Source organism: Leptospira johnsonii, assembly GCF_003112675.1.
GTDB lineage: Bacteria > Spirochaetota > Leptospiria > Leptospirales > Leptospiraceae > Leptospira_B > Leptospira_B johnsonii.
Genome location: NZ_BFAY01000006.1, coordinates 199,372 through 224,975, shown reverse-complemented (window position 1 = coordinate 224,975; position 25,604 = coordinate 199,372). Strand labels below are relative to the sequence as shown.

At 42.8% G+C, this 25,604-nt stretch carries 26 protein-coding genes; 17 read left to right on the top strand and 9 right to left on the bottom strand.

Going from position 1 to position 25,604, the window contains the following annotated elements:
• Positions 1–20 precede the first annotated feature (20 nt).
• The 15 genes from fliP to LPTSP_RS04600 all read left to right on the top strand — a co-directional run bounded on the left by fliP (position 21) and on the right by LPTSP_RS04600 (position 14,540).
• Entirely contained in the window at positions 21–815 is a 795-nt protein-coding gene (gene fliP, locus LPTSP_RS04670; RefSeq protein WP_174704425.1) for a flagellar type III secretion system pore protein FliP, read from the top strand.
• Complete coding sequence (gene fliQ, locus LPTSP_RS04665; protein WP_108927659.1) at positions 812–1,075, top strand: flagellar biosynthesis protein FliQ; 264 nt, start codon at positions 812–814, stop codon at positions 1,073–1,075. Before fliP ends, fliQ begins: the two co-directional genes overlap by 4 nt.
• A 9-nt stretch (positions 1,076–1,084) precedes the next feature.
• Positions 1,085–1,864: a flagellar biosynthetic protein FliR gene (fliR, locus tag LPTSP_RS04660; RefSeq protein WP_108927658.1), complete on the top strand. Its 780-nt coding sequence runs from the start codon at positions 1,085–1,087 to the stop codon at positions 1,862–1,864.
• The gene (locus tag LPTSP_RS04655) at positions 1,852–3,060 is read left to right on the top strand and encodes an EscU/YscU/HrcU family type III secretion system export apparatus switch protein (RefSeq protein ID WP_245915462.1); all 1,209 of its coding nucleotides are present in this window, start codon (positions 1,852–1,854) and stop codon (positions 3,058–3,060) included. Before fliR ends, LPTSP_RS04655 begins: the two co-directional genes overlap by 13 nt.
• 15 nt (positions 3,061–3,075) lie before the next feature.
• The gene (locus LPTSP_RS04650; RefSeq protein ID WP_108927657.1) at positions 3,076–5,193 is read left to right on the top strand and encodes a flagellar biosynthesis protein FlhA; all 2,118 of its coding nucleotides are present in this window, start codon (positions 3,076–3,078) and stop codon (positions 5,191–5,193) included.
• A 39-nt stretch (positions 5,194–5,232) separates the two neighbouring features.
• A complete protein-coding gene (gene flhF, locus LPTSP_RS04645) occupies positions 5,233–6,507 on the top strand; it encodes a flagellar biosynthesis GTPase FlhF (RefSeq protein ID WP_108927656.1) in 1,275 nt (424 codons plus the stop codon).
• A 42-nt stretch (positions 6,508–6,549) separates the two neighbouring features.
• On the top strand, positions 6,550–7,455 hold the full coding sequence (locus LPTSP_RS04640) for a MinD/ParA family protein (RefSeq protein ID WP_020770813.1): 906 nt from the start codon (positions 6,550–6,552) through the stop codon (positions 7,453–7,455).
• Positions 7,452–7,937: a hypothetical protein gene (locus tag LPTSP_RS04635; protein ID WP_108927655.1), complete on the top strand. Its 486-nt coding sequence runs from the start codon at positions 7,452–7,454 to the stop codon at positions 7,935–7,937. Before LPTSP_RS04640 ends, LPTSP_RS04635 begins: the two co-directional genes overlap by 4 nt.
• A gap of 209 nt (positions 7,938–8,146) precedes the next feature.
• Positions 8,147–8,947: an RNA polymerase sigma factor WhiG gene (gene whiG, locus LPTSP_RS04630; protein WP_008592176.1), complete on the top strand. Its 801-nt coding sequence runs from the start codon at positions 8,147–8,149 to the stop codon at positions 8,945–8,947.
• A 24-nt stretch (positions 8,948–8,971) separates the two neighbouring features.
• Positions 8,972–10,954: a FapA family protein gene (locus LPTSP_RS04625; protein WP_108927654.1), complete on the top strand. Its 1,983-nt coding sequence runs from the start codon at positions 8,972–8,974 to the stop codon at positions 10,952–10,954.
• A gap of 5 nt (positions 10,955–10,959) precedes the next feature.
• The gene (locus tag LPTSP_RS04620; protein WP_108927653.1) at positions 10,960–11,325 is read left to right on the top strand and encodes a hypothetical protein; all 366 of its coding nucleotides are present in this window, start codon (positions 10,960–10,962) and stop codon (positions 11,323–11,325) included.
• A 63-nt stretch (positions 11,326–11,388) separates the two neighbouring features.
• On the top strand, positions 11,389–12,597 hold the full coding sequence (locus tag LPTSP_RS04615; RefSeq protein WP_108927817.1) for a hypothetical protein: 1,209 nt from the start codon (positions 11,389–11,391) through the stop codon (positions 12,595–12,597).
• Complete coding sequence (locus LPTSP_RS04610) at positions 12,597–12,878, top strand: DUF370 domain-containing protein (RefSeq protein ID WP_008597280.1); 282 nt, start codon at positions 12,597–12,599, stop codon at positions 12,876–12,878. The genes LPTSP_RS04615 and LPTSP_RS04610 overlap by 1 nt, the downstream gene beginning before the upstream one ends.
• 11 nt (positions 12,879–12,889) lie before the next feature.
• Positions 12,890–13,426 carry a guanylate kinase gene (gene gmk / locus LPTSP_RS04605; protein ID WP_108927652.1) on the top strand — a complete coding sequence of 179 codons (537 nt, stop codon included), beginning with the start codon at positions 12,890–12,892 and terminating at the stop codon, positions 13,424–13,426.
• A 70-nt stretch (positions 13,427–13,496) separates the two neighbouring features.
• A complete protein-coding gene (locus LPTSP_RS04600) occupies positions 13,497–14,540 on the top strand; it encodes a DUF3089 domain-containing protein (protein ID WP_108927816.1) in 1,044 nt (347 codons plus the stop codon).
• Between the two features lie 80 nt (positions 14,541–14,620).
• On the opposite strand, the gene LPTSP_RS04595 is transcribed toward LPTSP_RS04600, so the two are convergent.
• The 7 genes from LPTSP_RS04595 to fliF form a co-directional block, all read right to left on the bottom strand.
• Entirely contained in the window at positions 14,621–15,013 is a 393-nt protein-coding gene (locus LPTSP_RS04595; protein WP_108927651.1) for a TOBE domain-containing protein, read from the bottom strand.
• Between the two features lie 6 nt (positions 15,014–15,019).
• A complete protein-coding gene (locus LPTSP_RS04590; protein WP_100707131.1) occupies positions 15,020–15,661 on the bottom strand; it encodes a periplasmic-type flagellar collar protein FlbB in 642 nt (213 codons plus the stop codon).
• A gap of 157 nt (positions 15,662–15,818) precedes the next feature.
• The gene (gene fliJ, locus LPTSP_RS04585; protein ID WP_108927650.1) at positions 15,819–16,391 is read right to left on the bottom strand and encodes a flagellar export protein FliJ; all 573 of its coding nucleotides are present in this window, start codon (positions 16,389–16,391) and stop codon (positions 15,819–15,821) included.
• 3 nt (positions 16,392–16,394) lie between these two features.
• On the bottom strand, positions 16,395–17,759 hold the full coding sequence (locus LPTSP_RS04580; protein ID WP_108927649.1) for a FliI/YscN family ATPase: 1,365 nt from the start codon (positions 17,757–17,759) through the stop codon (positions 16,395–16,397).
• 198 nt (positions 17,760–17,957) lie between these two features.
• Positions 17,958–18,881, bottom strand: a complete 924-nt coding sequence (gene fliH, locus LPTSP_RS04575) for a flagellar assembly protein FliH (RefSeq protein WP_108927648.1) — start codon at positions 18,879–18,881, stop codon at positions 17,958–17,960.
• Position 18,882: 1 nt separating this feature from the next.
• Positions 18,883–19,851, bottom strand: a complete 969-nt coding sequence (locus tag LPTSP_RS04570) for a FliG C-terminal domain-containing protein (RefSeq protein ID WP_108927647.1) — start codon at positions 19,849–19,851, stop codon at positions 18,883–18,885.
• Positions 19,851–21,551, bottom strand: a complete 1,701-nt coding sequence (gene fliF, locus LPTSP_RS04565; protein WP_108927646.1) for a flagellar basal-body MS-ring/collar protein FliF — start codon at positions 21,549–21,551, stop codon at positions 19,851–19,853. The genes LPTSP_RS04570 and fliF overlap by 1 nt, the downstream gene beginning before the upstream one ends.
• A 244-nt stretch (positions 21,552–21,795) precedes the next feature.
• Here fliF and LPTSP_RS04560 point away from each other — a divergent pair, with 244 nt between their 5' ends.
• Positions 21,796–22,536, top strand: a complete 741-nt coding sequence (locus LPTSP_RS04560) for a TrmH family RNA methyltransferase (RefSeq protein WP_108927645.1) — start codon at positions 21,796–21,798, stop codon at positions 22,534–22,536.
• Positions 22,537–22,566: 30 nt separating this feature from the next.
• A complete protein-coding gene (locus tag LPTSP_RS04555; RefSeq protein WP_108927644.1) occupies positions 22,567–23,448 on the top strand; it encodes a DUF4349 domain-containing protein in 882 nt (293 codons plus the stop codon).
• On the opposite strand, the gene LPTSP_RS04550 is transcribed toward LPTSP_RS04555, so the two are convergent.
• On the bottom strand, positions 23,445–24,551 hold the full coding sequence (locus LPTSP_RS04550) for a M23 family metallopeptidase (RefSeq protein ID WP_108927643.1): 1,107 nt from the start codon (positions 24,549–24,551) through the stop codon (positions 23,445–23,447). The genes LPTSP_RS04555 and LPTSP_RS04550 overlap by 4 nt on opposite strands.
• Position 24,552: 1 nt before the next feature.
• Entirely contained in the window at positions 24,553–25,566 is a 1,014-nt protein-coding gene (locus LPTSP_RS04545; RefSeq protein WP_108927642.1) for an N-acetylneuraminate synthase family protein, read from the bottom strand.
• Positions 25,567–25,604: the final 38 nt, after the last annotated feature.

Below are 25,604 nucleotides of genomic sequence, written 5' to 3'. Positions count from 1 at the left end.
GGAAAAGGTTTTCCGAAGGTATGAGACATAATAGAGTTATGTGGAAGATACTTTCGGGAGTTCTTCTTTTTACCGTTTTGATCATAGCGATCCCGGAGGACACTTTTGCCCAAGCAAACGCACCTAGGATCCCTATTCCAAATCTGAATATCAATGTGAACGAGGCAAAAGGTCCGAGAGAGACAAGTCTTTCCCTTATGATCTTGTTCTTGGTTACCATTCTTTCTTTGGCTCCTGCCATTGTGATGTCTTTGACTTCTTTTACGAAGATCGTAATCGTCCTGGATTTTGTGAGAAGAGCACTCTCTATCCAAAACCTTCCGCCTAACCAGGTAATGGTGGGGCTCGCGTTATTTATGACATTCTTTATCATGGCTCCTACCTTGAATATTGTGTACGAGAAAGGTTTGAATCCGTACATGGAAGGTAAGATAGATACGAACGAATTTTTCGATAAGTCCATGGTTCCGCTTAGAGAATTTATGATGAGGCAGATCGGGACAAGCGGTGCCAAAGACGTGGCCTTATTTCTGAAGATAGGAAAAGTGGAGAATGTAGAATCCTTCGACGATGTCCCGAATTACGTTCTCATTCCAGCGTTTATGCTTTCAGAGATCAAGAAGGCTTTTTGGATCGGGATCATCATATTTATTCCGTTTATCGTAGTGGATCTTGTGGTTGCTTCCGCTCTTCTCTCCATGGGTTTGAATATGCTTCCTCCGGTGATGGTGAGTTTGCCATTTAAGCTGATCTTATTTGTACTTGTGGATGGTTGGAATTTAATCGTCTACGAGCTCGTAAGGAGTTATAAATGACGGAAGTAGATGCAATTACTCTGATCAGGGACGCATTATTTGTAACCCTGAAACTTTCTTCTCCCATCTTGCTGACTGCAATGATAGTGGGACTTGTTATCGGTATTTTACAAACCACAACTTCTATCCAAGAGCCTACGATCGCTTTTGTTCCTAAGTTATTATCCATTTTTGCGGTGATCGTGATCTTTGCAGGATGGATGCTTCAGACCATGACTGATTATACCAGGGATCTTTTCCTGATGATAGAGAAGTTTTAGATTAGAAAAATGGAATACTTTATCGGAAATTTCCAAGTGTTTCTTTTGATCCTGGCAAGGATCGTGGGGCTTCTATCCGTGGCTCCTGTGTTCTCCTTTGCCTCTATCAGTTTTGCTCAAAGGATGACCCTTGGTTTTCTGATCTCCGTAATTTTATTTCCTGTAAGCGCTTCATTTGTCCCTCCTATTCCGGGCAATATGACTGATTACGGTTTAGTCGTGATAGCCGAGGTGCTGATAGGTGTACTCATGGGATTTTTGGTCAGCTTGGTATTCTCTTCATTCCAAATGGCCGGAGAATTTTTTAACGTTCAGCTTGGTTTCGGTTATGCTGAGATCTTGGATCCGATTTCCCAAACAAGTCTTCCTGTGATCAGTACTCTTAAGAATATGCTGGGCATGCTTCTGTTTTTGTCTTTGGGAGCTTACCGTTTTCTATTCGAAAGTTTGGTATATTCTTTTGAGAAGGTGCAGGTTCTGAAACTTGTGCCCGAGATTCAAGACGGTCTATACAAGGCGATGGAAGAAGCGATCGGTGCGATGTTCCTAGTCGCTTTCAAAATTTCTCTGCCCATACTCGGGGTCCTATTTTTGGTCACTGTTTCCGAAGCATTGATGGGTAAGGCAGCTCCTCAGTTAAATATACTTCAACTGAGTTTTCCGATCAAGATCGCGATCGGTCTTGTTGTTATGATCCTCATTGTTCCTTTCCTGATCACTCAGATGGACAACGCGTTCCAACTTTCGTTCGAAAAGATGAACCTGATGTTGAAGGGATGGCCAAACTGATGGGAATTCTTTGGAAAAAACTGTCAGGATTCTTTTCTAAGACCGCTTTGTTGGAATTCCAACATGAGGGACCGCTACCTGCACCTGTCTCCGTTCCTTTCCGGATCGATCTGCAATTATTCGCAGCAGAAGACGAGGGACGTACCCAGCCCGCAAGCGAAAGAAGAAGAAGGGAAGAAAGAGAAAAAGGAAATGTTCCTAAAAGTCCCGAAGTCGCATCAGCGATCGTTCTATTAGCAGGGATCGTTCTCATGTATCTCATGGGAGAATATTTTTTCATGAAATCCTATTATCTTCTGAGAAAATATTTCTTTGGAATACGTTCCGCGAATGTGATCAGCTCCGAAGCAATAAGCGAACTTCTGAACAATGCTCTTGCAGATATTACACAGCTACTTCTTCCTTTGATGGGGATCACAGTGGTTGCAGCAATTGTGGGTAACGTGGTCCAGACTGGATTTTTATTCGCTCCTAGGGCTCTTGCATTCAATTTCGGAAGGATACGCCCGAATTTCAAAAAGGTACTTCCGAACCGCCAGACATTATTTGGACTCGCAAAATCCTTAGTCAAAGTGGCTGTAATAGCCTGGGTTTCTTACTTTGTGATCGAGAAGGACTTCTTTAAGATCCTGATGCTCGGTAATATTGGTCTCGAAGAGTCCGTTGCATTAATCACTTATACTGCATTCAAAATTTTCATAGTAGTAGGGATATTATTACTCGCGATCAGCGTTGGAGATTACTTCTTCCAAAGATATGAATATGAAGAAGCACTCAAAATGACTCCTTCCGAATCCAAAAGAGAAATGAAGGAACAGGATGGAGACCCTTCTTTACAAGCTAGAAGAAGGCAAATGGCCAGAGACCAGATCAAAAAGAGCAAGATGCTGGCAGAAGTTCCCAAAGCGGACGTGGTCATTACGAACCCAACTCACTTTGCAGTAGCATTAGAGTATAAACCGAACAAACACAGAGCGCCAGTTGTGATCGCAAAGGGTGTAGATGATTTCGCATTACGTATTATCCGGGTGGCAAAGGCAAACGATATCGTTACTGTCGAAGACCGCCCAATGGCAAGAACACTCTATGATGAGGTGGAAATTGGCCAAGAAGTTCCTGCCAAATTCTATACCGCACTCAGTGTGATCTTTACAAAACTCGAATCTTTCCGGAAAGCGTTCCGAAACGCTTCCTAACCCTAGGAGAATATTATGGATAAGAAATGGTATACACAATCCGACTTCATCCTGGGTGCGGGAGCAGTTTCTGTCGTTGGAATGCTTGTTGTTCCTTTGCCGGGATTCGTTTTAGATATTCTGATATTATTCAGCTTAGCGTTAAGTTTACTGATCGTTCTAACTTCTTTGTCTATCAAGGAGCCGTCCGAGTTTTCCGTTTTTCCTAGCTTATTGCTTATCACAACAATCTATCGATTGGCACTGAACGTTTCTACTACGAGACAAATTTTATCCAAGGGTCCTGCGGTAAACAGTGCGATCATAGACGCGTTCGGTTCCTTCATCGTAGGAAGTGAATCCGGTTTAAGTAAGTATGTAGTCGGATTTATTATCTTCTTAATTTTAGTGATCGTTCAGGTATTAGTGATCACTAAAGGTGCGACCCGTATTTCCGAAGTGGCAGCAAGGTTCACATTGGATGCATTGCCCGGTAAACAGATGGCAATCGATATGGAACTTTCCACGGGAAATATAAACGAAGCGGAAGCTCGTAAGAGAAGGAAAAAGATAGAAGCAGAAGTGGACTTCTACGGCTCCATGGATGGAGCGAGTAAGTTCGTACAAGGAGACGTGAGGGCAGGGCTTATCATCACTGCAATCAACCTGATCGGTGGGGTTATCATTGGTGCAAGTATCCGCGGAGAATCCTTCATATCTGCAATTGAAACATACGGAAAGTTTACCATAGGTGACGGACTTGTTTCTCAGATCCCGGCACTTCTGACCACTGTTGCCACTGGTATAATCGTTACCCGCTCCGGATCGGAAAGCGATCTTGCAAAACAATTTAAGACCCAGCTATTTGCAAACTCTAAGGTATTGTATGTGGTTGCTGCCTCCATGGGTCTTGGCTCATTTATTCCAGGCCTACCTTTTATTCCGATGGTGCTTCTTTCGGGTGGGCTTGCGTATCTTGCATATTCTCTTGAGAGAACTGTACAAGAACAGCTCGAGGTTCTGGAGAAGAAGGAAAAAGAGGCGGTTGGAGATCGCAAACCTCGGGATTATTACGACGAACTTAGGATCGAGCCGATCGAGATCGAATTTGGATATCATCTGGTGCCATTAGTGGATGCTTCTCAAGGCGGAACATTGATGGACCAAATTTCCAATTTAAGAGGAAAGTTCGCGCGTGAAAGCGGGATCGTCATTCCTCCTATTCGTATATTAGATAATTTGGAAATACCTCCGGATCAATTCACTATCAAGATCAATGGAGTGGAAGTCGGCTCGAGCACGATCCGTCCTGAAAAACTCATGGCAATGCCTTCTGCAGAAAGCCAGGACCTTTCATCTATCGAAGGAGAATCTTTCTTGGAACCTGCTTACGGAAGAACTGCAAAATGGATCTCTGCAGATTCTAAAGGAGATGCGGAGTCCAAAGGTTTTATCGTGGTGGATTCTTCTACAGTTATCATCACATATTTGAGAGAATTACTTGCGACTCACGCTTCCAGTTTGCTCGGAAGAGAAGAAGTCAAAAAACTTCTGGATCATTACAGATCTCAGTATCCGACACTTATCCAAGAATTGGAAGCGGACAAGCCCGGAAATTTGGGAATGTTACAACAGGTTCTTCAAAATCTTCTCAGAGAAGGTTTGGGAATCCGCAACCTTGTTCCAATTTTAGAAACAGTCGCAAACAAGATGAGCAAGTATCCGAATCCATACGTTCTTACGGAATTCGTAAGACAGTCGATTTCCAATACGATCGTAAAAGATTATATGGTGGATGGAAAACTTCAGGTCATCGTGGTAGAAGGTCGGGTGCTGGACAGATTGAACAAATCTCTTGCACAGGACCGTTTGGAAGGAAGGGATATTTTGGTACTTCCTCCGGATTTCCAAAGAAGACTTTTGGAATCCGTAGCGGATATGAACCGCAGGGTCCAAGAAGGAAGAGGATTCCCGATCTATGTGGTGAATAGAGAAGTTCGAATGCCTTTTGCTTATTTCTTAGCGAAGGAATTCCCACCAAGGAACTTTGCGGTACTCGCTTTGGAAGAGGTACATTCTTCCGTTCCGACAGTTATTGCCGGAGAACTTAGGATCGCACAGGCCCAAGCGGCCGAACCCGCAGAAGTGGGTTAAGAAAACGTAATATTTTGATCGAAAAAATAGGAGGATAGCATGGATTTCGCAAAGATTAGGGGCAAGGATCTACAGGATTGCCTAATGCAGATGAAGATGAAATATGGCCCAGAAGCCCATGTCATCGAACATAGAATTTTGACCGAAGGCGGGGTATTTGGAACTGGACTCATGGCCCGTAAGGTCGTGGAGATCCAAGTTGGTATCCCTGAAAAGGCAAGTTCCAGAGAAAAGGTGGAGAAAAAACTCCAAGACCTAAAAGAACTATTAAAACAAAAGTCGACTCTGGGTTCCGAAAAAAGAAGAAGTCTGGAAGAATTGCCTAGTTGGGAAGAAAGAACTTCTCGCCCAAGAGCTTCTTCTTTGCCAAAAGAATTGATAGAGGTAACTTCGGAAGAGATCGAATCAGAGGAGAACCTCGGACTTTCTTTCTCCAAAGAATTTGAACCTAAAATTTCCAGATCGGTCCGCAAAGAGCAGGATTCCAATATCCTTAAAATGAGGGATAAACTTGTTCGTGAGGGAATGAGCGAGGCTTACGCGGAAGAAATTATTTCTCAAGCGGAGCAGAGGCTTTCTCCTTTGGATCGCTCTCGTACAGTTGCAGTTCAGGAAAAAATTGTAGAAGTTCTTTCCGAAAGAGTGCAGGTGGAGCCTGATATTTTCAAGGGAACCAGAAGAGGACAGAGGAAAGTGGTCTTTTTTGTAGGACCTACTGGCAGCGGAAAGACTACTAGCATCGCAAAACTAGCGGCTAAGTACCATCTCCACATGGGAAAATCAGTGTCCCTCTACACAACTGACAATTACAGGATCGCGGCAATCGAGCAGCTAAAACGCTACGCGGATACCATGGAAATGCCTTTTTATGCGGTAAAAGATCTGAAACGTTTTCAGGAGACCCTGGCGAGAGACGGATCGGAGCTAATCCTGATAGATACTGCGGGTTATAGCCATCGCAATGTGGACCAGCTTAGTAAAATGTACGGATATCTGTCTGCTTTCGGAGAAAGAGACAACGTTGAAAATATCCTTGTATTATCCGCCACATCTTCGTATCATCACACCCACTCCGTAATGAAAGCCTACGAACCCCTTGGATTCCGTAGAATTTTATTAACTAAACTGGATGAAGCGGAATTTTTGGGTGGATTTCTGGAACTAGCCGATACACTTAATAAGGGTTTTACCCATTTAAGTGTTGGTCAAGAAGTTCCCTTCGATATGATCCCAGCGGAAAAACACCAACTCGCTGAATGCGCAGTAAATCCGGAAAAAATTATCGAGATCCGTGGAGAAGTATTCTCCGCTTAATTGTTTTGATAATGTACCTAAGTGCGAGAGAAAGAGGTTAGGATGGACCAAGCGACTCAGTTGCGGAAACTTACCGAGGGTAATACGAGTTTGAAACTCGTGTCTTCAACCAAACCTATGACTAAGATTATAGCGATCGCTTCCGGAAAGGGTGGGGTCGGTAAAAGTACTATCTCCGTAAACCTTGCCATCTCTATGGCTAAGGCGGGACAGAAGGTCCTTGTATTCGATGGAGACCTAGGACTTGCTAACGTGAATGTGATCTTAGGGATCATCCCAAAATACAATTTGTATCACGTAGTCAAGGGACATAAAAGTTTAAAAGACATTATCATCCAAGCTCCGGAAGGAGTGGATATCATCGCGGGTGCAAGCGGCTATTCTCAGCTTGCTAACCTGAATGATACTCAAAGAAATAATTTGATCAAAGGATTCGCGGATCTGGATTCGTATGATTATATGATCATAGATACCGGAGCAGGGATCAGTTCTAACGTGATCGGACTCACACTTCCTGCGGACGATGTGATCGTAGTTACTACACCTGAACCGACCGCGATCACTGACTCTTACGGATTGATCAAGGCGATCGTCTCCCAAAGCAGAGACAAAAATCTCAAGATGGTGGTCAACCGTGTACGTTCTGCCATCGAAGGGAAGAAGGTTGCCGACCGTGTGATCGATATTTCCGGTCAATTCTTGGAAGTAAGAGTCGAAAATTTAGGATTCATCTTCCAAGACGACGAGGTCGAAAAAAGTATCCGGGAACAAAAACCGTATATTATCCATTCACCTAAGAGCAAAGCTGCTGCCTGTTTGAATCGGATCACATACTCTCTTCTGAACCAGGAAATGGATGGTGGAGACGATTCCGGGATCACTGGCTTCTTCAAAAAATTCTTCAATTTCGTAGACGTTAGAGAGAAACAACAGAGCGAGGAAGAGTGAACCTGCAAATCGGTTTCCTCGGCTTTTTTTCCTTTTTAGGGCTCATCATAAGTCTGGTCTGCGGGATCATGGTCGGAAATTACTTCGGCCATATTGCATTTATCACATTTTTATCCACGGTCGGTATGGCTGTCTTCGGATTCGGAGTATATTCCGTATTAGCTTCCAAGGTTCCTGAATTTTTAGAGTTCCTTGGCAATTTCACCGGAGCCTATACCGGGGGAGAAGAAGACGGTCTCGAAGGTGGAGGTCGCCATTCCCATTCGGAACATGCGGATATGGATACTTCTGCCCCAAATTTCGATTCTCCAGGTAGTGCGGACGAGATCCGAGCAGCTGCAAGCGGTATTCCTCGCAAAAAAGCTGATAAATTCGGAGACCATATCATCGTAGAAAATATCGCGATTAAAAACGAGCCTAAGTTGATGGCGGAAGCGATCCGAACCATGCTTGCGAAAGACGACGGAAGCCAGGAAAAATAATAAAAATCTTTCCGACCGGATTCCCATCCTCCGAGTATCAAATTCCCCGAATGTAGGAACTACAACTGTGAGTAAACTTCTCGATTTCTGCACAGAAACCCAATGAGACAAAAAACTGCTTGATTTCCCTTTTTTGAGACAAAAAATGCTATTGCAAATCGGTTTGGTCCACGACACTCTTAAGCAGAGGACCATTCTATTCCGTTGTTATGTCCAAACTTTTCGAAAAATACAATAATACGGATGAAACCGAGCTTTGGAAGTCCTACCGGGATTCGAAAGACCAGAATATTCGCAGTTATCTTGTAGAAAAATACTCTCCTCTAGTCAAACACGTGGCTGGTCGTATCGCGATCGGTATGCCTCAAAACGTCGAGTTCGATGATCTTGTTTCGTATGGTGTGTTTGGTCTTCTAGACGCGATCGAAAAATTCGATCCGGAAAGACAGATCAAATTTAAAACATATGCGATGACTCGGATCAGAGGTTCTATCTTCGATGAACTTCGTTCCATTGACTGGATCCCTCGCTCCATTCGCCAAAAAGCGAAACAGTTGGAGCAAATTATCGGAATGCTCGAGAACAAAGAGGGCGCTCATGTAGAGGACGAGGCGATCGCAAAAGAAATGGGGATCTCTGTCGAGGAGTTCAACTCGCTTCTTACGAAGATCAGTGGCACGTCACTTGTCTCTTTAAACGATATTTGGTTCCTCGGCGATGAGAACGATGAGGTTTCTTTCATGGAGACATTAGAATCTCCGATGAATATGAATCCGGACACGATCATCGAAAAAGAAGAGATCAAAAACGTGATCGTCGAAGCGATCAAAACCCTTCCGGACAAAGAAAAAAAAGTAATCGTTCTTTATTATTACGAAGATCTAACCTTAAAAGAGATTGGAGAAGTATTGGAAGTAACCGAATCAAGAATTTCCCAACTTCATACGAGGGCTGTAGCAAGACTTCGTAGCAAATTAGGAAAAGTAAAATCGGTTATTAGTAAAAAATAATATACTGAACGAGGGCAAAGGTTCTTGAGTCTTACATCTTTTCTAAAAGACCAATCCAAAGAACTAGACAAGCTCCAAAATGAGCAGGTAGAAGTTATAGCCCCTACATTGGAAAAATGTCTTCAGCTAGCGGCAGCCCATCTTAAAAGAAAATCACACGAGCTCGATTATATAGTAATCAAACGCGGAAAGAAAAAACTTTTCGGTTCGGAACCTTGGCATATCAGAGCTTCCATTCTACCTGAAGATACATTCTTAGACGAACTTTCCGAACTGGATAAAAAGTTAACGGGTGGATCCGGAAAACTTGTCTCCAAAGACTTGAAGGAATTCCTACAACCTAAGGACAGAGACGGAAGAGCAGTCGTTCAAATTTTCAGGAACGGAACATATCTCACAATCTATCCACCTTCTGGAGAAGGAAAGGCAATCGAACTTTCAGAAGTTTCTCGCAGACTTTCTGTCCGAGGAATAAACGAAGTAGACGATAACCAGATTCGCAAGATAGTCAAAGAGGGCAAGGGAGAACCGATCTATATTTCCAATATGAAACCAAGGCAAGGCGCCGAGGCGAAGATGGTATTGGATATTGCTCCAGATAAGATGAAGGCCAAAATCACTTTCATCCCACCTAAACCTGGCGGAAGAGATCTGGAAGTAAAAGACGTAGTCAATTATCTCAAGAATGCAGGGATCAAATACGGAGTAAAAGAGGAAGAGATCCAAAAAAGGTTGGAGGACGAATTCTATAACCAACCTTTCACCGCCGCAGAAGGAGATCCTCCTGTAAACGGAAAAAATGCTCAGGTTGTCTATCATGTCCGAATCAGCAAGAAGGTAGTCTTCCGAGAAGACGAATCCGGAAAAGTGGACTACAAGGATATGGACCTGATCGAAAACGTAGTCGTAGGACAACTTCTTGCGGAAAAAATCCCTGCGGAAAGAGGGAAGTACGGACGTACATTATTCAACGAACTTTTACCTGCGAAAGACGGGCTAGATACGGAACTAAAACAAGGAAAGGGGACAATCCTTTCAGAAGATAGAACCAAGCTCACCGCAGAGGTGAATGGACAAGTAGTCTATGCAAGCGGTAGGCTCTCCGTCGAAACAGTTTATCGGGTCAACGGAGATGTTGGTATCAAAACCGGTAACGTTACATTCTTAGGTTCGGTGATCATCACCGGGAACGTAGAAGATAACTATTCCGTTAAGGCTGCGGGAAACATTGAAATTTATGGTACTGTCCAAAAAGCAAATGTGGAAGCGGACGGGGATATCATCATCCGCCAGGGGGTTTCCGGAAGGGACGAAGCTCGAATCGAATCCACAGGCGGGAACGTAATCGCAAAATTCATCCAAAATGCAACCGTAGTCACGGAAAAAGACGTGGTAGTCCAAGAAGGAATTCTACACTGTTTTGTGAGTGCGGGCGGAAAAGTAATCTCCAATGGCAAGAGGGGACAGATTGTAGGAGGTACGATCCGTGCTTCTGATACGATCGCGGCCAAGGTCATAGGATCTTCTGCCAACCCTGCTACAGAACTTATCGTAGGAACAGATCCTAAAGTATTAAAACAGATCTCCGAATACGAAGAGAAACTGGCCGAAAACCAAGAAAAATTCGAACAGATCTCCAAAAGCCTTAAGACTCTCAAGGCCAGAAAGGAGAATGACCCTGCTTCTTTTACCAAAGACCATGAACAACAGTTGATCAAAACGAGCAAGGCTACCGAAAAACTAGAGACCCGGGTCAGAGAATACGAAAACGAGATCCAGAATCTCAAGGCATATATAGAAGAAAGAGCCGCAAACGGTAAGATCAGTGTCGAAAAGACCCTATATGGTGGGGTTACCATTAAGATCAAGAGTGCGGACTTCAAGACCCGTAACGAGATCAAACATAAGACCTTCGTGGAAGAGAACGGAGTGATCCGACAATTGCCGTACCAAGATCCTGAACCGGATAAAAAAGACTGGAGAAAAAACAGATCTAGAGGAAAATAAAGGATATGAGGCTGAACGAACCTCTTTCCGGATACGGCGCAGTGAACGATCTGGTCCGAAGGACTATGGTGGAGAATCCACATACTCTTTCGAATGTGATCGCTCAGAACGAAAAATCGGTCAGAGAGTATTCCATAGATAAAAAGTATGCGGTGCAGATGTACACCGAGACTTTTTCACTATCTCCAGAATACAGAGAAAGACTTCGCACCTCATACACTCAAAGGATCGGAGAAATAGAAAAGGAAATCCGTTCTTTCAAAGGGCCAAAACCCGAGGGTGGAAAGGAGAGAATATTCTCCTATGATAAGAGCGGTAGAAAAACCGAAATTCGGACGCCTACTCGTTCTACAGTGGACTATATAGCTTAATAAAAACTCGCACCGGCTTCCCGAGGAATGTTGTTGGAAATCCTCGAAAAGGACACTCGTGCGATGGAATTATTCACAGTCCTATTCTTAAACATTATCATAGCCGCAGGCTTGTACGTAGGCATATCCGCGCAAGTGACGAAGAGGATCCGTTCTCATATGATCCGCCGTATCAACGAAGAGATTCGGACCTTAGTGGACGAGATCCAAACAGAAACGGAAAGTCAGATAGAACTTTTAAATTCCAAGATCCAAGCTTATAAAATTTTGGTTCAACGTTCCGATTCTTTGGAAGACAAATACAGATCCATCCTCCAAAAACTGGAATCTCTTCCGGATAAAATACTTTCTACGGAAGGAAAAAAATTAGAAAAACAGAATATAGCTCCCGAACCAATATTGGAATTCGAGAGCGTAGAGGAAGAATCGAGAACCGAGGCACCTTCTATCCTTACTCGCCAAGAAGAAGTCAAAATTTCCGACGAGGAAAAATTCAAGAATGAATATCTAACTCTAATTCGGGAAAAACAAAAAGAATTACAATCGGCTCCGATTGAATCCTTGGAGTCCCGGAAACAGGAACTTGCAGCAAAAGCAGGAGAAGGTGTAGGCAGACTCTATAAACAAAATCTGAGAGAGAATTATTCTACTGAAAATCCAAAACCGTTCTTGGATCCGGGAAGAAAAAATCTCAAAAAAGAAGATGTGTCCTCTGCTGAAGAGGAATCAGGAACTTTGGGAATTCTAAAAACCTTTGGTAAAAAGATCAAGGATGTGATGGGTTGGAAAGATTCCCAAGAATTGATGTCCGAAATTTCTCCGACCAGAACTCCTCAACCGATGTACAATCCGAGCTCTACATTCGATATTTCTTTGGATGGGGATCCATTCGAAGAGAATAAAATTGAATTTCCGGAAGATATTACCGGGGGCTCCTTAAAAGCGGAACCGGATTATACTCCCGAATTAGATCCTAAAAAAACGAGTTCTAAATCCAAAAGGACGGATAATAAAATTCCTTTGGAAGAGAATTTTGGAAAGATCCTAGAAAGGAAAATGACGGGCTATGTTTCTCAAAAGCCGGATTCCGTAAAAATTTCTTCTGAAACGGCGCTAAAAGACCTGGGAGAAGGTGCGAGTAAAATTGAGAAGGTCGTTTTCCTCTTGAAAAAAGGATATTCTCATGAAGAAATCTCAGAAGCCTTGGATCTCGCCACCGGTGAGGTGGACATTATTGAAAGATTTAGGTTGGAGAGAAATAGGAGGACCTAATGTCCCAATTTAGCGTCTTGAACGTTGGTTTTGGAAATATCGTCATGGTTTCCAAGATTGTGGGTATCATTCATTCGGATTCGGCTTCCGCAAAAAGGATCCGAAACGAAGCCAAAAGTAATAACAGTTTGGTAGACGCGACTCAGGGAAAAAAGACCAGGTCCATCATAATCACGGACTCCAACCATCTGATCCTTTCCAACTTAAGAGTGGAAGCCCTCACAAGAAGGATAGAAAGCAGGGATAACTCCATTGCAGAAGAAGAGGAAGAAAAGGACTGAACTCTCCCAAGCTGATCGTTCTATCCTCCGTAGCAGGAGGAGGTAAATCCACACTCATCCAAATGATAAGAGCCAAACATCCTGATTTGGCTTTTTCAGTTTCTTGTACGACCAGGGCTCCACGTCCGGGAGACAAGGAAGGCGTAACGTATTTTTTTCTAACGAAAGAGGAATTCGAATCCGGAATAGAGAAGGGGGAATTTTTAGAGTGGGCCAAGGTCCATGATAATTATTATGGAACTCCCGCAAAGTTCGTAAACCAATGCACTTCTTCCGGTAAATCCGTGATCATGGACCTGGACGTGCAGGGTGCGGCTCAAGTAAAAGAAAAACTCGGAAAAGAAGCGATCACGATCTTTATACTTCCCCCCAATGAAGAAGAATGGGAGAACAGACTTAGAGGAAGAGGGACAGACTCCGAAGAAAGTATCCTAAAAAGGATTAGGAACGGAAAACAAGAATTGGCTCGTAAAGACGAATTCGATCATATCATAATAAACGATAAGTTGGAATTCGCGTTGGCTCGTTTAGAAGAAATTTTATTTTAAGAATTTTACGTAAATTCGGAAACCTGCGCCTTTCTTCGCTTTCATATGTTTGGACCAAGGATTAGGTAATATGAAATTCTTTCGCAACTCTCTTTTTATTTCCATGTTTGCAGTAATTAGTTTTCAGTGTATGTTCCTCATCAAACCTAGAAAGGATTTTGAAGAGAGTAAGAACTTAATAGCTCCTGATTATTCTAAGTCTGAATTTTGGGCTGCACTTCCTGATAAAAAAGACAATGCCGACCTGGTTCCTGAAAATTCACACTTAAAAGAAAACCAATCTATCGCAGAGGCGGATACCTTTTACATTCATCCGACCACATTACTTCTTCGACCTAAATATTGGAATGGAGATCTCAAGGACGAGAGTTTAAACGAAAGAACCGATAAACATCCTATTCGGACCCAAGCAAGCGCATTTAATGAGTGTTGTAAAGTGTATGCTCCCAGATATAGACAGGCTGCTTTTTTTGTTTTTACAAAGGATGCTTCCGAAGGAGAAGCCGCTTTGGATTTTGCCTATGAGGATGTGAAGTCTTCCTTTTTGTATTATATGAAACATTGGAATAAGGGAAGGCCTTTTATCATAGCTTCTCATAGCCAAGGCACCCGACATTCTATCCGCTTACTCAAGGAAGTAATCTCTTCCAATCTAGAATATAAGAAAAACCTAATTGCATCTTATTCGATCGGATTTCCGTTCAAAGCGGAAGAAACCGGTCTGCCCGTATGCTCCAATCCGAAAGAAACCGGATGTGTAGTAGGGTGGAATTCCTATATTTGGGGAAATTCTCCGGGTAGATTATTGGACAGATACGGAAAAGACACAGTCTGTGTGAATCCTTTGAGTTGGAAACAGGATGAGGAATATTCTCCAAAGTCTGAAAACTTAGGAAGCGTAAACAGAAGTTTTGATCAATTGATCCCGGGGGGCGCGGATGCTAAATGTAATTCAGGAGTATTATGGATACACGAGCCTGAAATCACTAGAACTCCCAATTTAGGAAAGGATGGAAATTTACATACTGGAGATTTCCATTTTTTCTACGCGAATATTAGAAAGAATGCAAAAGAAAGAGTGGAAATTTTCTTAAAGAATAGAAGCTCGAAATGAGGCTTGGATTTTTTTCGCACAGAGACCACGTAGAGCGCACGAAATAATTTCAGTGAACTCTGTGGGCTCCGCACGAAACGCTAATTCGTACAATAAGTCTGTTCTATAACGATAGAAGGCATGTCTGTTCTTTTTCCGTCCAGATCCAGCTTCTTATTTTTTAGATAAAATCCACAGACTTCTACGTAGGAACCTACGGATACACGGTTCATTAAACTGTAATCGTCGGAATCTAAGACCACTGGTTTTCCTGAGAAGTGAACCACGAATCGGATCGAATTACCTTTGTAGAGCACATGGGTCACTGTTCCGGCAACTCGGACAGTCTCTCCCACGGCTTTCCCTGGGTTATTGACAAGTTCTTCGCCGGAAACATATTTCGGTTTTGCAGGAGCTGCCTTTTTACTCTTTGAGTAGATGGCTCCTGTGTATGATACTAGTATAGAAAAAAAAAGGATCGTTATCTTTTTCATAAAATTTTAGAGTTCTTCGGATTCAGAATTGGATTCGGGGGCCTTGATCACATCCGATCTTGACAACCATTTATTCGTAATATTCGCCCTGCGTTCTGCTGGGAACAAGGTGAGAAGGTAAGTAGTGATAGTCTGTCTACCGTCCTGTTCCGCGTCCTTGTCCATTTGGATGAATACATCTATGATATCCTTATCCGGCCAATTGGTCAGCATCTGAACGGCATTGTCTGGAGGCATATTCGCTACCTTCTCCGCCATGACCTTAACCAATTTGCCTCTGCTATTTCTTTCGGATTCAGAAGATTTGAGCTCATTCTCCTTGGAAGTAAGACCTCGTTTCAGTTCCTCGATCTTTTCCAATTCGGCTTCTAAACGCTCTTTTTCTTTCTTTAATTCATCTTCTTTTTGAGAGATCTCGTCCCTGTCTTTGGCGAGCCTTTCCATTTCTTTGCGGAATTCCAATTTTTCCAATTCGGAAGGGGATTCAGAATCCGCATTTACTAAACCTGGTTCTGTCCTTAAAAAAGGAAAAATTTCAGCAGCGTCTATGATCTGAAAATAATGGAACGCAAAAAATCCGATCAACACTAAGAAGAAGATCAGAAGTACTAGATATACTGCTCTTGCTTTGTCGGTTAAACTTGCCACTTCTTATACCCGAATGTCCAGCCTGGATCCTGAAATTCTTTTTTCCAACTCCCCGGCCTTATTTTCTAAATGGGAAATCTTATCTTGGAGATTCGACATACTCCCGATTAAAGGATCGGAAGATTCGACAGTTTTGCGTACTTCTAAAAAGGGGAGGTCACTTTTTATAACGCTCGTAAAGTTTTCTGAGTTCAGAAAGTCCCGCATCTTCTGTACCGGTGCGCTCGACGCCTCCCGTATCATAGGTAAATACTTTCGGATCCCGTTTAGATCTATCAGCCCCATATGTTTCCTCCCTAGTCTTCCTATAAAGATCTGCTAAAAATTGCTCTTCTGCCTGGATTTTTTCCGCCTTTCTATAGGAGTGAATGTACTCCTTGAAACGGTTTTCTTTTAGAAGTTCCAGTACCTTCTTCTCTTTTCTTGCCTCTGTTACTTCCGTTCTTTTTTTCTCAACAGGTTCATCAAAGGAATGGATCTCAGTTTCTAACTCAGTATTTCGAGTCAGAAGTTGTCTCATATAAGTTTGCAAATAAGAATATTCTCTTAGGTCCGTACTTCCTGCCAGTTCGGTAGAAGATAAGGAGCGTATCCTTGCTTCGTTAGAATCTATTTCGGATTTACGTTGATTGACTTCGGCTACTAATTCCGAAAGTTCTTTGAGTTTTTGGTCCTCTTTGATCTTCTTTAAACGAAGTACAGGTTCGAGTCTGAATTGGAATCTTTTCATCGATTAGAATTCCTCTTCTTCTCTTTCTTCTTTTAAGATATCTTTTAAACCGCTGATGGTCTGAGGGAAAAGACTTCTTTCCGCAAGTCTTTGTTTTAGGTAAGAATCTATCCTATCTTTTTTACGGATGGCAAGATCTACTTTCGGATCGGACCCTCTTACATACGCATTTAGTAGAATTAATTCTTCCACCGAATTATATGTGGAGATAAGCTCTCGGATCATACCGGCCCTCATGAACTGATCTTCTTCTACTATGGATTGCATTACCCTGGATAGGGAAGCAGGGATATCGATTGCAGGATAATGGTTTCTCTCCGCAAGTTTACGGGAAAGAATAATATGCCCGTCTATATAACCTCGCACAGCGTCTGCGATCGGATCTTCCATCTCGTCTGTGTCAGTCAGGATAGTATAAAATCCTGTAATACTTCCTCCGGATTTGGAAGTACCGGAACGTTCAACAAGTTTTGCTAATTTAGTAAAAACAGATGAACTAAAACCTCTGGTGATAGGAGGCTCATGATTGGAAACCGAGATTTCCCGATTTGCATGCGCGAACCTGGTCAAGGAATCCATCATTAAGTTTACATGCAGTCCTTGTTCTCTGAAATATTCCGCAACGGAAGTGGCAAGTAGGGCACAGTTGACCTGTTCCATTTTGGGTGCGTCCGAGGTTGCAGCGAATACTACCGATTTTGCAAGACCTTCTTTACCAAGGTCCCTCTCCAAAAATTCGTTCACCTCTCTGCCTCGTTCTCCAACGAGCGCGATCACGTTTACGTCTGCATTCGTGAATCTCGCGATCATACCGAGTAAGCTGGATTTTCCCACACCGGAACCTGAGAAGATCCCTAATCTTTGTCCTCTACCTACTGTTAAAATTCCGTCTATCGCTCTTACACCTGTAAGAAGAATGTCCCGGATTACAGGTCGATCCAGAGGATTTATACTTTCTCCTTCCGGAGATTTTTCTTCCGAAGTGATGATAAGTCCTTTTTTATCGATTGGACGTCCTACACCGTTGAGCACCCGACCTAGGAGTTCTTTTCCTACAGGGACATTCAAACTTCTTCCCGAAGAAAATACGAATGCGTCAGGATACACTCCTTCTACGGGACCCAAAGGCATTAGTGTATATACATGGCTTTCGAAGCCTACGATCTCGCATTGCAGGTAACCTTCTGTTCCTGCTTTTTGGACTTCCATGATCTCTCCGATCTTGGAATCGGGAGGTCCTTCTGAATAAATTACGTTTCCGGAGACACGAACGACTCTTCCGGACTTGCGGATGGTTTCTGTACGGTCCAAGATCAGGAAATACTTGGAGATGACGTCTACCTTTTCGTGGAACTTCTTCTCTATCATGATCTTAGCTCTTAGATACCGGATACTGTCCCTGGGATTTTACCCGGAGTCAAGTGATAATGAGAATATAACTGAATTATGTCACTTAAGGATGGAATGGAAATCCTGTCGAAGTGCCTACAAAGAAAACCCCCCTGACCCGACCGCCTTGGTTTTAGGCGGCCGGGTAGGAGACTAAGTTTGGACGTGAATGGTGGATTAGATCGGCTCCGCATTTCGAATTGCTTCTTCGATTTCTTTGAGCTGGGTGGAGATCCTTGCGTCGATGGCACCAACATCTGTCTCGATGATGACTCCTCCTCTGTCGACGCGAGAGTCTTCGTAGATATTGACCTTACGAAGAGACTCCATAAGTTTGATAAGTTCGTCTTTGTGGGCAGTGGTGATTTCCAAGTCGGCAAAGTTGACCCGGATATCCACACGGTCCCTATCCTTGATACGTTTTAGGGCTTCTCTGATATTATTGAGTACGATTTCTTTACGCTCGATGATCTCATCTTTAATGATCTTACGAGCGATGATAAGGATCATCTCCACCATCTGCTTTTCGGATGCCTGGATGAGTTCAGCGCGGATATCGATGGCTTTACCTACGATGGTTCCGAGACGGTCGATGAGGCGTCGGACTTCTCCTTGTCCCTTTCTAAAACCTACCTCTCTTCCTGCTTCGAATCCTTTTAAGTAAGCCTCATGTTCGATCTCTGCCGTTTTCATCTCGGCTTCTTTGATCATTCTTTCGGCTTCCATCTTGGCTCTTTCCAAGATCTGTTCCGCTTTGGCCTTACCTGAATCCTCTTCGAGTTTGATCTTCTCTTTGGAATCCTGGATCATTTGGAAGGCTTTTTTACGACCTTCTTCCTCGATCTCTTCCGACTTGCGGCGGGAGTCCTCGAGCATTGTTTTGATGTTTTCTTCCGTTTCTTCTTTGTAACGGTTGAGCTCGGCCTCTATCTCTTCGATGGATGGGCCTTGGTATTGCTCTATAATATTTCCTTCTTGGTCGACCTCGAACTCTTCGGCGTCTTCGTCCCTATGGAATTTCTTATATTTGTCCGGAATTTGCAGCTCTACCTGATCCTGCATGTCCGCGATTTGGATAGGTTTGAAGACTAGTTTTGACATATTAGTTCTTTCTCCGGAACTTGATTCTTCCTGATTCTACGGATTCCTTAAAAATTTCAAGTAGTCCATTCTGGGCGGTTTCAATCTCTGCTAAAGAAACCGGTCCCATAGAATCTTCTTCCAATCGGATGGAGGAGGCGAGAGAAGGATCCAACCTCTCCAGTAAGACCTGTTTCGTTTCCGGTTCGGTGCCTTTAAAAGCGGTCGCGGTCACGATTGGATGGAGTTCCGACATAAACTTGTTTAGGGCTTCGCGGCTTAGATCCATCAGGTCTTCCATTCGGAAGAAATGCTTATTTATATTTTCGGCAAACGACTGGCTCTTTTCGCGTATCCTGGAGAATAATTTCTGGGAATCTTGGGGGTCCAATTTGCCCAAAAGTTCCGCGGCTCTTTTGCCACCCTTGTCCCTGGTAGGAACTCCGGACCCTGGAGATTTTAGGACTTCCTTCTTGAAGCGTAAAAACCTCTCCAAAGAGTCCAAAAGTCCCACTGAGGAAAGATCCAAATTTCGGATAGCAAGTAGGATCTCCTCCTGGGTCTCTTCCGGAAATTCTTCCAAGACTCTGGCAGAAGTATCCGGATCCGCGTAGCAGAATATAAGTGCTATTCTGTCTGCGGATTCTCCGGCTACGATCTTGGAAAGTTCATCCTTGGTATAGGATTTGAGTTCTTCGGACCATTCCGGCTCTCTAACCAGATCCTCTTTTAGGATGGTTTCGAGTTCTTGGATCAAAGCCAAGGTGTCTCGATCGATCCCTTCTTTAGGAACGCTGGAGAGTCCTTCTAAGAAGGAGCCTAAAAGTTCTCTTTCTTGTTTCGCTTCTATTTTGCCGGACTTGTGAAAACTTTCTAAAAGTTTCGACGTGTCCTGAGGCCCAAGGTGGCGAAACACTTCCGGGGGAAGATGCTCCCCCAGGATTCGGAGGAGCTGTCCCGCCCGGTTTCTTTTTCCGGACAGGATACTCATTAGGTTGCTTCCTCTTCAGATAGCCAGGTGCGTAGAAGTTGTGCCACTTCTTCCGGTTTTTCCCTGGCCAGTGTGATCGCGTTTTCGAGAAGTTCTCTTCTGAGTTTTTCGTCCAGAGAGAGTTCGACTTCTGCGCTTCCGTCGTCCATAACTCGGAGAGCTGCTTCTCTCATCATCTGCTGCATTGCTGCGAGTTCTTCTTCACGTAGTCTGCGGCGTCTTGCGATTTCTTTTTTGATCGCTCTGTAGATGAGGATGGTGAGTATTAAGAATAGTACGATTACCAAAGATGCGATGACCATTTGGCGGATCGCTTTTTGTTTTCTTAATTCTTCGTCTTCTGCGGCGAATTGAGCGGTGCGGTCTTTTGCAATGCTGATTACGGAGATTTGGTCTCCTCTTGCTTTGTCTATACCAACTGCTGCTTCTAAGTTTTTACGGACAGTTCGAATATCTTCGTCAGAAACTGGGATATAGGTTCTATCATATCCGGTTCCATCCGCGTTTTCTTTTTTAGTCCATTGGCCGTCCACTACCACGGAGAGATTTACTTTTTCGATCTTCCAAGGTTGTTTTTGGACTTCGCTAACTCTTCTGTTGAATTCGAAGTTATTAATGTTCTCAGTTTTCTTATAATCCGCTTTTTGGTAGTCGGTATCTTTATAACCAGGAGGAAGGTTAGGCTCAGTTCCTGCAGGCCCGTCTGGAGTGAATCCTCTTCCTGTGAATTGTTCGCTAGTTTCTTTGGAAGAAACTTTCAAGCTATAGCCGTCTACGATCTTCAATTCGGAATAAGGAGTGTTTGGATCGTCCGGTCTTTCGATCACAGGGGATACTTGGTTATCTTTATAAGATTCTTTGTCCCAGTTTAACATGTATTCAAAGCGGGTGATATCCACTCTGTCTTCTCCGCCTAAAAACCAGCGAAGAGTGTTTCTAACGTCGATGAGTCTTTGGATCCTTTGTTCTTCTTGGATCCTTAATTTCTCTTGTACAACTCTGAGTTCTAATCTTTCTTTTTCCAGGTCTTCTTCGAAGTCGGAGATGATCTTGCCGTCAGCATCCGCAACAACTACGTTTTCCGGTTTGAGCTTAGGAACCGCTCTGGAAACCAAGTTTACGATACCTTTGACTTCTTTTTTGGAAATCCCTTCGACTCCGGGGATAAAATGCAAAATGACCGAGGCTTTTACGGGAGAAGCATTCGAATTGAACAGTTCATCTTCCGGTATTGCGATGTTCACGAATGCTTTGTCTACAGGGCGTAGTGTCATCAGGGATTGTTCGATTGCTCCTTTGAGTGCTCGATACTTTTTGATGTCCTTGTCGAACTGGGTTTCCGTGAATTTCTCCACATTGAAGAGTTCCCAGCCTTGCACACCTGCAGGGATCAGGTTCTCTTGAGCAAGTTTTGTGATAATTTCTTGCCTTTGTTCCGGATCCACACTTACGATGCTCGTGTCTCCTGTGCTATAGGAATAGCCCATAGAGTCCAATTTTTTAGTAACCTCTGCGAAATCCTTCGCTGTTAGGTTTTGAAATAGTATGACTCGATTCTTTTGGGAGGAAACGGTTGTCAGAAGCCCTAAGGCAACGACCACAGTGATCGCCACTCCACCTAAAATCAGTTTCTTTGTCGTATCTAAAGAGTTGAAGAACTCCTTGATATTATTCAGAATCTTTTGCAATTGCTCGGGCATTTTCCTTCACCACCGGACAAGATAGGGGACATAATAGATTTTCGGAAACAAAGTACAATCCCTTTTTAAAAAAACTTTAGAATTTTTTTATTTTCTCCGGTTTTTTTATATTATCCCTTTTGAAATGTACTTCGAAGCAGAAAATAAATCCGGATGTACATAATTGCTTGATATATGTTTAGTGTTATTCTGAGCGCTTTCGATTTTCTCTCAAGATTTGTCTAGGAAATAAAACATTTTGAACATGAAACTCTCGCAAGAACATTCAAATTTTGTAAATCTAGAGGAAGCGATCCAGTTAGAAGAATATTTTAAAACTCTTATATCGGCGGAGAAGGTCTCAAAGATCCATGAAGTAGCCTCTTATCGTACAAAGTACTTAACAATTGTAATGGAGGATATATTCCAACCTTATAATGCTAGTGCTCCTGTAAGAACTTCGGAGTGTTTAGGCCTAACAGAGATCCATGTAATAGAAAATCGAAACTCCTATAAACCGAATGAAGGTATTTCTCTGGGTGCACAAAAGTGGATCCAGATTCATAGATACCAAAAGCCAAATTTCGATAATACTAGACATTGTATAAGCGGTTTAAAGGAGAAAGGTTACAGGATCGTGGGAACTTCTCCGCATACATTAGAAAATTCTTACGAACTGGATACTTTACCTTTAGACAAACCAAGTGCAATACTATTCGGATCCGAAGAAAAAGGATTATCTTCTTACGCAATGGAAGAAGCGGATGTATTCCTAAGACTTCCGATGTACGGTTTTACCGAAAGTTATAATATTTCTGTAACGGTGGCAATTGTGCTTTCTCATCTAGGATTTAGAATGAGAAAAGAAATACCGGATTGGTCTTTAACGGAAGAGGAAAGGGTCCATATTCGAAATTCTTATTATAAAAAATGCCTTCATAACGGAAATCTTGTGGAATCGGACCTATTACAAAGGATCCGATCGGAATCTAGAAGGGTCCAATAAGTCAATTTTTCAGTTAAAAAGTAGGGTAGGATGGAACAATTCAGCGGCGTTTCTAAGTTTGTTAAAAAGTTTTCATTAGTATTTGCGGGGATTTTTTTATTTTTATTTATAATCAGGCTCATCTACAGTTATGCGGTAGGTCCGGAAACTAATATCGTAAACCAAGAACAAGGTTCCTCTATCAATTTCGATTATGGACGTAAAAACTATGCATCGGAAAAGTTTTACGCTCCTCAGGACAAAACCACCATCAGCGCATCTTCTCAAAAATATGAGAAGGTTGCAGCAGTTTCTTCCAAAACTTCCGAGTTTGATGAAAACGAAAAGAAGACCCGCAAGTTGGTAGAAGATGTAAAAGGTGTCATCCAATACGAGCAAAGATCCGGACTCCCTGGCAAAAGGACATTACAGTTGGGTATAGGTGTGAACCCGGACAAGTTCGATTCTGTGGTAGAGTCCATCCAAACTATAGGCGTTATCGATTCCATTTCAGTGAATAAGACGGACAAAACAAACGAGTACAAAAACATCACAGCTACCCGAATCTCCTTGGAAAAATCTAAAGCAGGTCTTTTGGGTTTAAAAGGAAAGAACGGTAAGATAGAAGAATTGATCTCTCTGGAAAAAGAAATTTTAGAGATAGAAGGTAAGATACAAGACTTGGGAGTGAAGTTAGGCGAATTCGATCAGGAGAATGAATTCTGTACGATCAAATTCACCTTAAAGGAAACCGGCGCAGTATCCGGAGGATTTATAACCTTTTTGAAAAAATGTAAAATATCTCTGGAATGGACAATCAAATACGGCTTGTTATTTTCCTTTCTATATGCATTTGCAGCAGTGGGAGGCTGGATCACTTGGTTTTTCGGGATAAAAATTTTAGGCTATTTGAGATCTAAAGGGATCCTTTAATTTAGATTCGATTTAGAAAAGAAAAACTGCAGAAGCTTTCGGATCTGGCTGGTAGGAACTCCCGCTCCTAGATATTCTCCGTCCACCCAGATCTCGAAATGCAAATGAATGTTTTCATCATTTCCTTTTGCTTCTCCCATAAGACCCGAATTACCTACGTTACCTATCTCTTCGCCTGATTTTACTTTTGCACCCGGTTTGATCCCTCTTTTGATAGACGAAAGATGATTGAAAGAGGTCATAACCCCGTTCCCATGATCTATCCAAACCTGTCTGCCTCCAAAATCTTTTTCCACATACGTAACACCGTTTTTCTGGGCTAGAGCGGAATATCTTTGGAATTCTGAAAGTGTCATAGGAGAATAATCCAGATCTGCCCGGATGATAGTTCCGTCTGCAGGAGACACCAAAACATCGTCAAAGGTTAAACGTCGGGGAGGGCCAATCTTTTCTCTTTTATAATAAATATCTAATCCTTTATGAATCCCATTCCTATACTCTCTAGGTGCCCCAGGAAGTTGGTAATCTTTTTCCGGAAGAAGTCCATCAGGAACAGGATATTGGTATCCGGTGAATCTGTTGGAAACCGAATTTAGTACGGTGCCGTTGAGCAGGATCTTAAATTCGCCGATCACAATGCTCTTTTCTTCTTTTTTAGGAAAATATAATCTAAGAATGGATGCATCGATTGGTGGAAGATTATGATGATTGACTAAGTCGACCTTATCATTCTTAAAAATAGTTTTCCAGTTTTCTTGATGAAGAACTTGGATCTCATATTCGTCGGTGGCTCTTTTTCCTCGGAACATAGGAACCAAGACTTCGATGGAATTGATCAGCCTTTTAGAACCGAAATCCACAATGATCCATTCCGGTTTATTTTCTCCGGAAGAATACCAATAGGATTTAGGATTGGAATCGAATAGATTGAATGCACCGTATTCTTCATCATAAGAAGAAGATACGGAATAGGAAAAGGGCGCCACTGTCACTTTTCCGAAATCCAAAAAATCCACTTCGGAACCCAAGGAACCATAGGACTTGGGAGCTGCGGATATGCCGAAAGAAAGAGCCGTAAATAAAAGACAGATTTTTCGGATCATATTAAGAGATGAAAGATTCTCCCGGTTTCGGTCCCTTACTTTGTTTGACGATAGAGTATGCCTCATCCAGCTTCCACGAATCAAAATATCTCTTATCTTCTTGGCTTAGGTCGGGGCGTAGTGCGATCGGATTTCCGTTCTGATCTGCATATAATCCTCTTCTTCCGAAAAATCTGCCTCCGGCTTCCGCAGGTTGCACGATCTTCTTCTTTTCTCCTCTCATTTGAAATGCAAGTTTCGCATTTTCTACATAGGATTTTAGTTCGGAAGGATCCACAGAAATGGTATGGTCCGGACCGGGAAGAGTTTTATCTAGAGTGAAATGTTTTTCTAAAACGCTTGCGCCTAGGGATACTGCCAACGCACCTGCAATACTTCCGGCAGTATGGTCCGAAAAACCTAGGGGGCCATTAAATATATTTTTATAATATTCAATAGTCTGCAAATTCGCTTTTTCGGGTGGAGTAGGGTAAAGGGAAACACAATGGAATAATACAAGATCTTTCACTTTTTCGGATTCCAAAAGTTCCAACGCGCGAATGACTTCGAAACCTTCGGCGGCGCCGCTGGACAAGAATAAAGGAAGTCCCGTGCCTGCACATTTTTGCAGAAGTTGTTTATTCACTATATCTCCACTTGCGATCTTAAGAGCTTTCACTCCCAAGTTTACCAAAAGGTCTACACTTCCTGGATCAAGAGGAGTGGAAAAAAAGAAAAGCCCTTCTTCTTTTGCAGTTTTTTGGAATTCAATATGAAGTTTTTCGGAAAGTTCGTAGGTCTGGAAGATATCCACGAGTACTTTCGCCTTAGGATTTTTAATATCTAAAAAATTCTCGGTCTTATAGGTTTGGAATTTTACTGCGTTTGCTCCCGCTTTTTTCGCGGCTTGGATGGTTTTCTTTCCTAATTCCGGATCTGCGTTATGATTTAATCCGATCTCAGCGATTATAAATGGGGAAGAAACCGGACCTATCTCCCATTTTTCTTCCAAACGAAAACTTTTCGAAAAAGACATTCTTTCTCCTGAAGTGAAAGGGGCTGACCCTTTAGACT

Excerpts from the sequence above, each read along its gene's own strand:
- fliP (WP_174704425.1), top strand. The coding sequence starts at position 21 with ATGAGACATAATAGAGTTATGTGGAAGATACTTTCGGGAGTTCTTCTT.
- fliQ (WP_108927659.1), top strand. The coding sequence starts at position 812 with ATGACGGAAGTAGATGCAATTACTCTGATCAGGGACGCATTATTTGTA.
- fliR (WP_108927658.1), top strand. The coding sequence starts at position 1,085 with ATGGAATACTTTATCGGAAATTTCCAAGTGTTTCTTTTGATCCTGGCA.
- LPTSP_RS04655 (WP_245915462.1), top strand. The coding sequence starts at position 1,852 with ATGGCCAAACTGATGGGAATTCTTTGGAAAAAACTGTCAGGATTCTTT.
- LPTSP_RS04650 (WP_108927657.1), top strand. The coding sequence starts at position 3,076 with ATGGATAAGAAATGGTATACACAATCCGACTTCATCCTGGGTGCGGGA.
- flhF (WP_108927656.1), top strand. The coding sequence starts at position 5,233 with ATGGATTTCGCAAAGATTAGGGGCAAGGATCTACAGGATTGCCTAATG.
- LPTSP_RS04640 (WP_020770813.1), top strand. The coding sequence starts at position 6,550 with ATGGACCAAGCGACTCAGTTGCGGAAACTTACCGAGGGTAATACGAGT.
- whiG (WP_008592176.1), top strand. The coding sequence starts at position 8,147 with ATGTCCAAACTTTTCGAAAAATACAATAATACGGATGAAACCGAGCTT.
- LPTSP_RS04620 (WP_108927653.1), top strand. The coding sequence starts at position 10,960 with ATGAGGCTGAACGAACCTCTTTCCGGATACGGCGCAGTGAACGATCTG.
- LPTSP_RS04615 (WP_108927817.1), top strand. The coding sequence starts at position 11,389 with ATGGAATTATTCACAGTCCTATTCTTAAACATTATCATAGCCGCAGGC.
- LPTSP_RS04610 (WP_008597280.1), top strand. The coding sequence starts at position 12,597 with ATGTCCCAATTTAGCGTCTTGAACGTTGGTTTTGGAAATATCGTCATG.
- LPTSP_RS04600 (WP_108927816.1), top strand. The coding sequence starts at position 13,497 with ATGAAATTCTTTCGCAACTCTCTTTTTATTTCCATGTTTGCAGTAATT.
- LPTSP_RS04595 (WP_108927651.1), bottom strand. The coding sequence starts at position 15,013 with ATGAAAAAGATAACGATCCTTTTTTTTTCTATACTAGTATCATACACA.
- fliJ (WP_108927650.1), bottom strand. The coding sequence starts at position 16,391 with ATGAAAAGATTCCAATTCAGACTCGAACCTGTACTTCGTTTAAAGAAG.
- LPTSP_RS04580 (WP_108927649.1), bottom strand. The coding sequence starts at position 17,759 with ATGATAGAGAAGAAGTTCCACGAAAAGGTAGACGTCATCTCCAAGTAT.
- fliH (WP_108927648.1), bottom strand. The coding sequence starts at position 18,881 with ATGTCAAAACTAGTCTTCAAACCTATCCAAATCGCGGACATGCAGGAT.
- LPTSP_RS04570 (WP_108927647.1), bottom strand. The coding sequence starts at position 19,851 with ATGAGTATCCTGTCCGGAAAAAGAAACCGGGCGGGACAGCTCCTCCGA.
- fliF (WP_108927646.1), bottom strand. The coding sequence starts at position 21,551 with ATGCCCGAGCAATTGCAAAAGATTCTGAATAATATCAAGGAGTTCTTC.
- LPTSP_RS04560 (WP_108927645.1), top strand. The coding sequence starts at position 21,796 with ATGAAACTCTCGCAAGAACATTCAAATTTTGTAAATCTAGAGGAAGCG.
- LPTSP_RS04555 (WP_108927644.1), top strand. The coding sequence starts at position 22,567 with ATGGAACAATTCAGCGGCGTTTCTAAGTTTGTTAAAAAGTTTTCATTA.
- LPTSP_RS04550 (WP_108927643.1), bottom strand. The coding sequence starts at position 24,551 with ATGATCCGAAAAATCTGTCTTTTATTTACGGCTCTTTCTTTCGGCATA.
- LPTSP_RS04545 (WP_108927642.1), bottom strand. The coding sequence starts at position 25,566 with ATGTCTTTTTCGAAAAGTTTTCGTTTGGAAGAAAAATGGGAGATAGGT.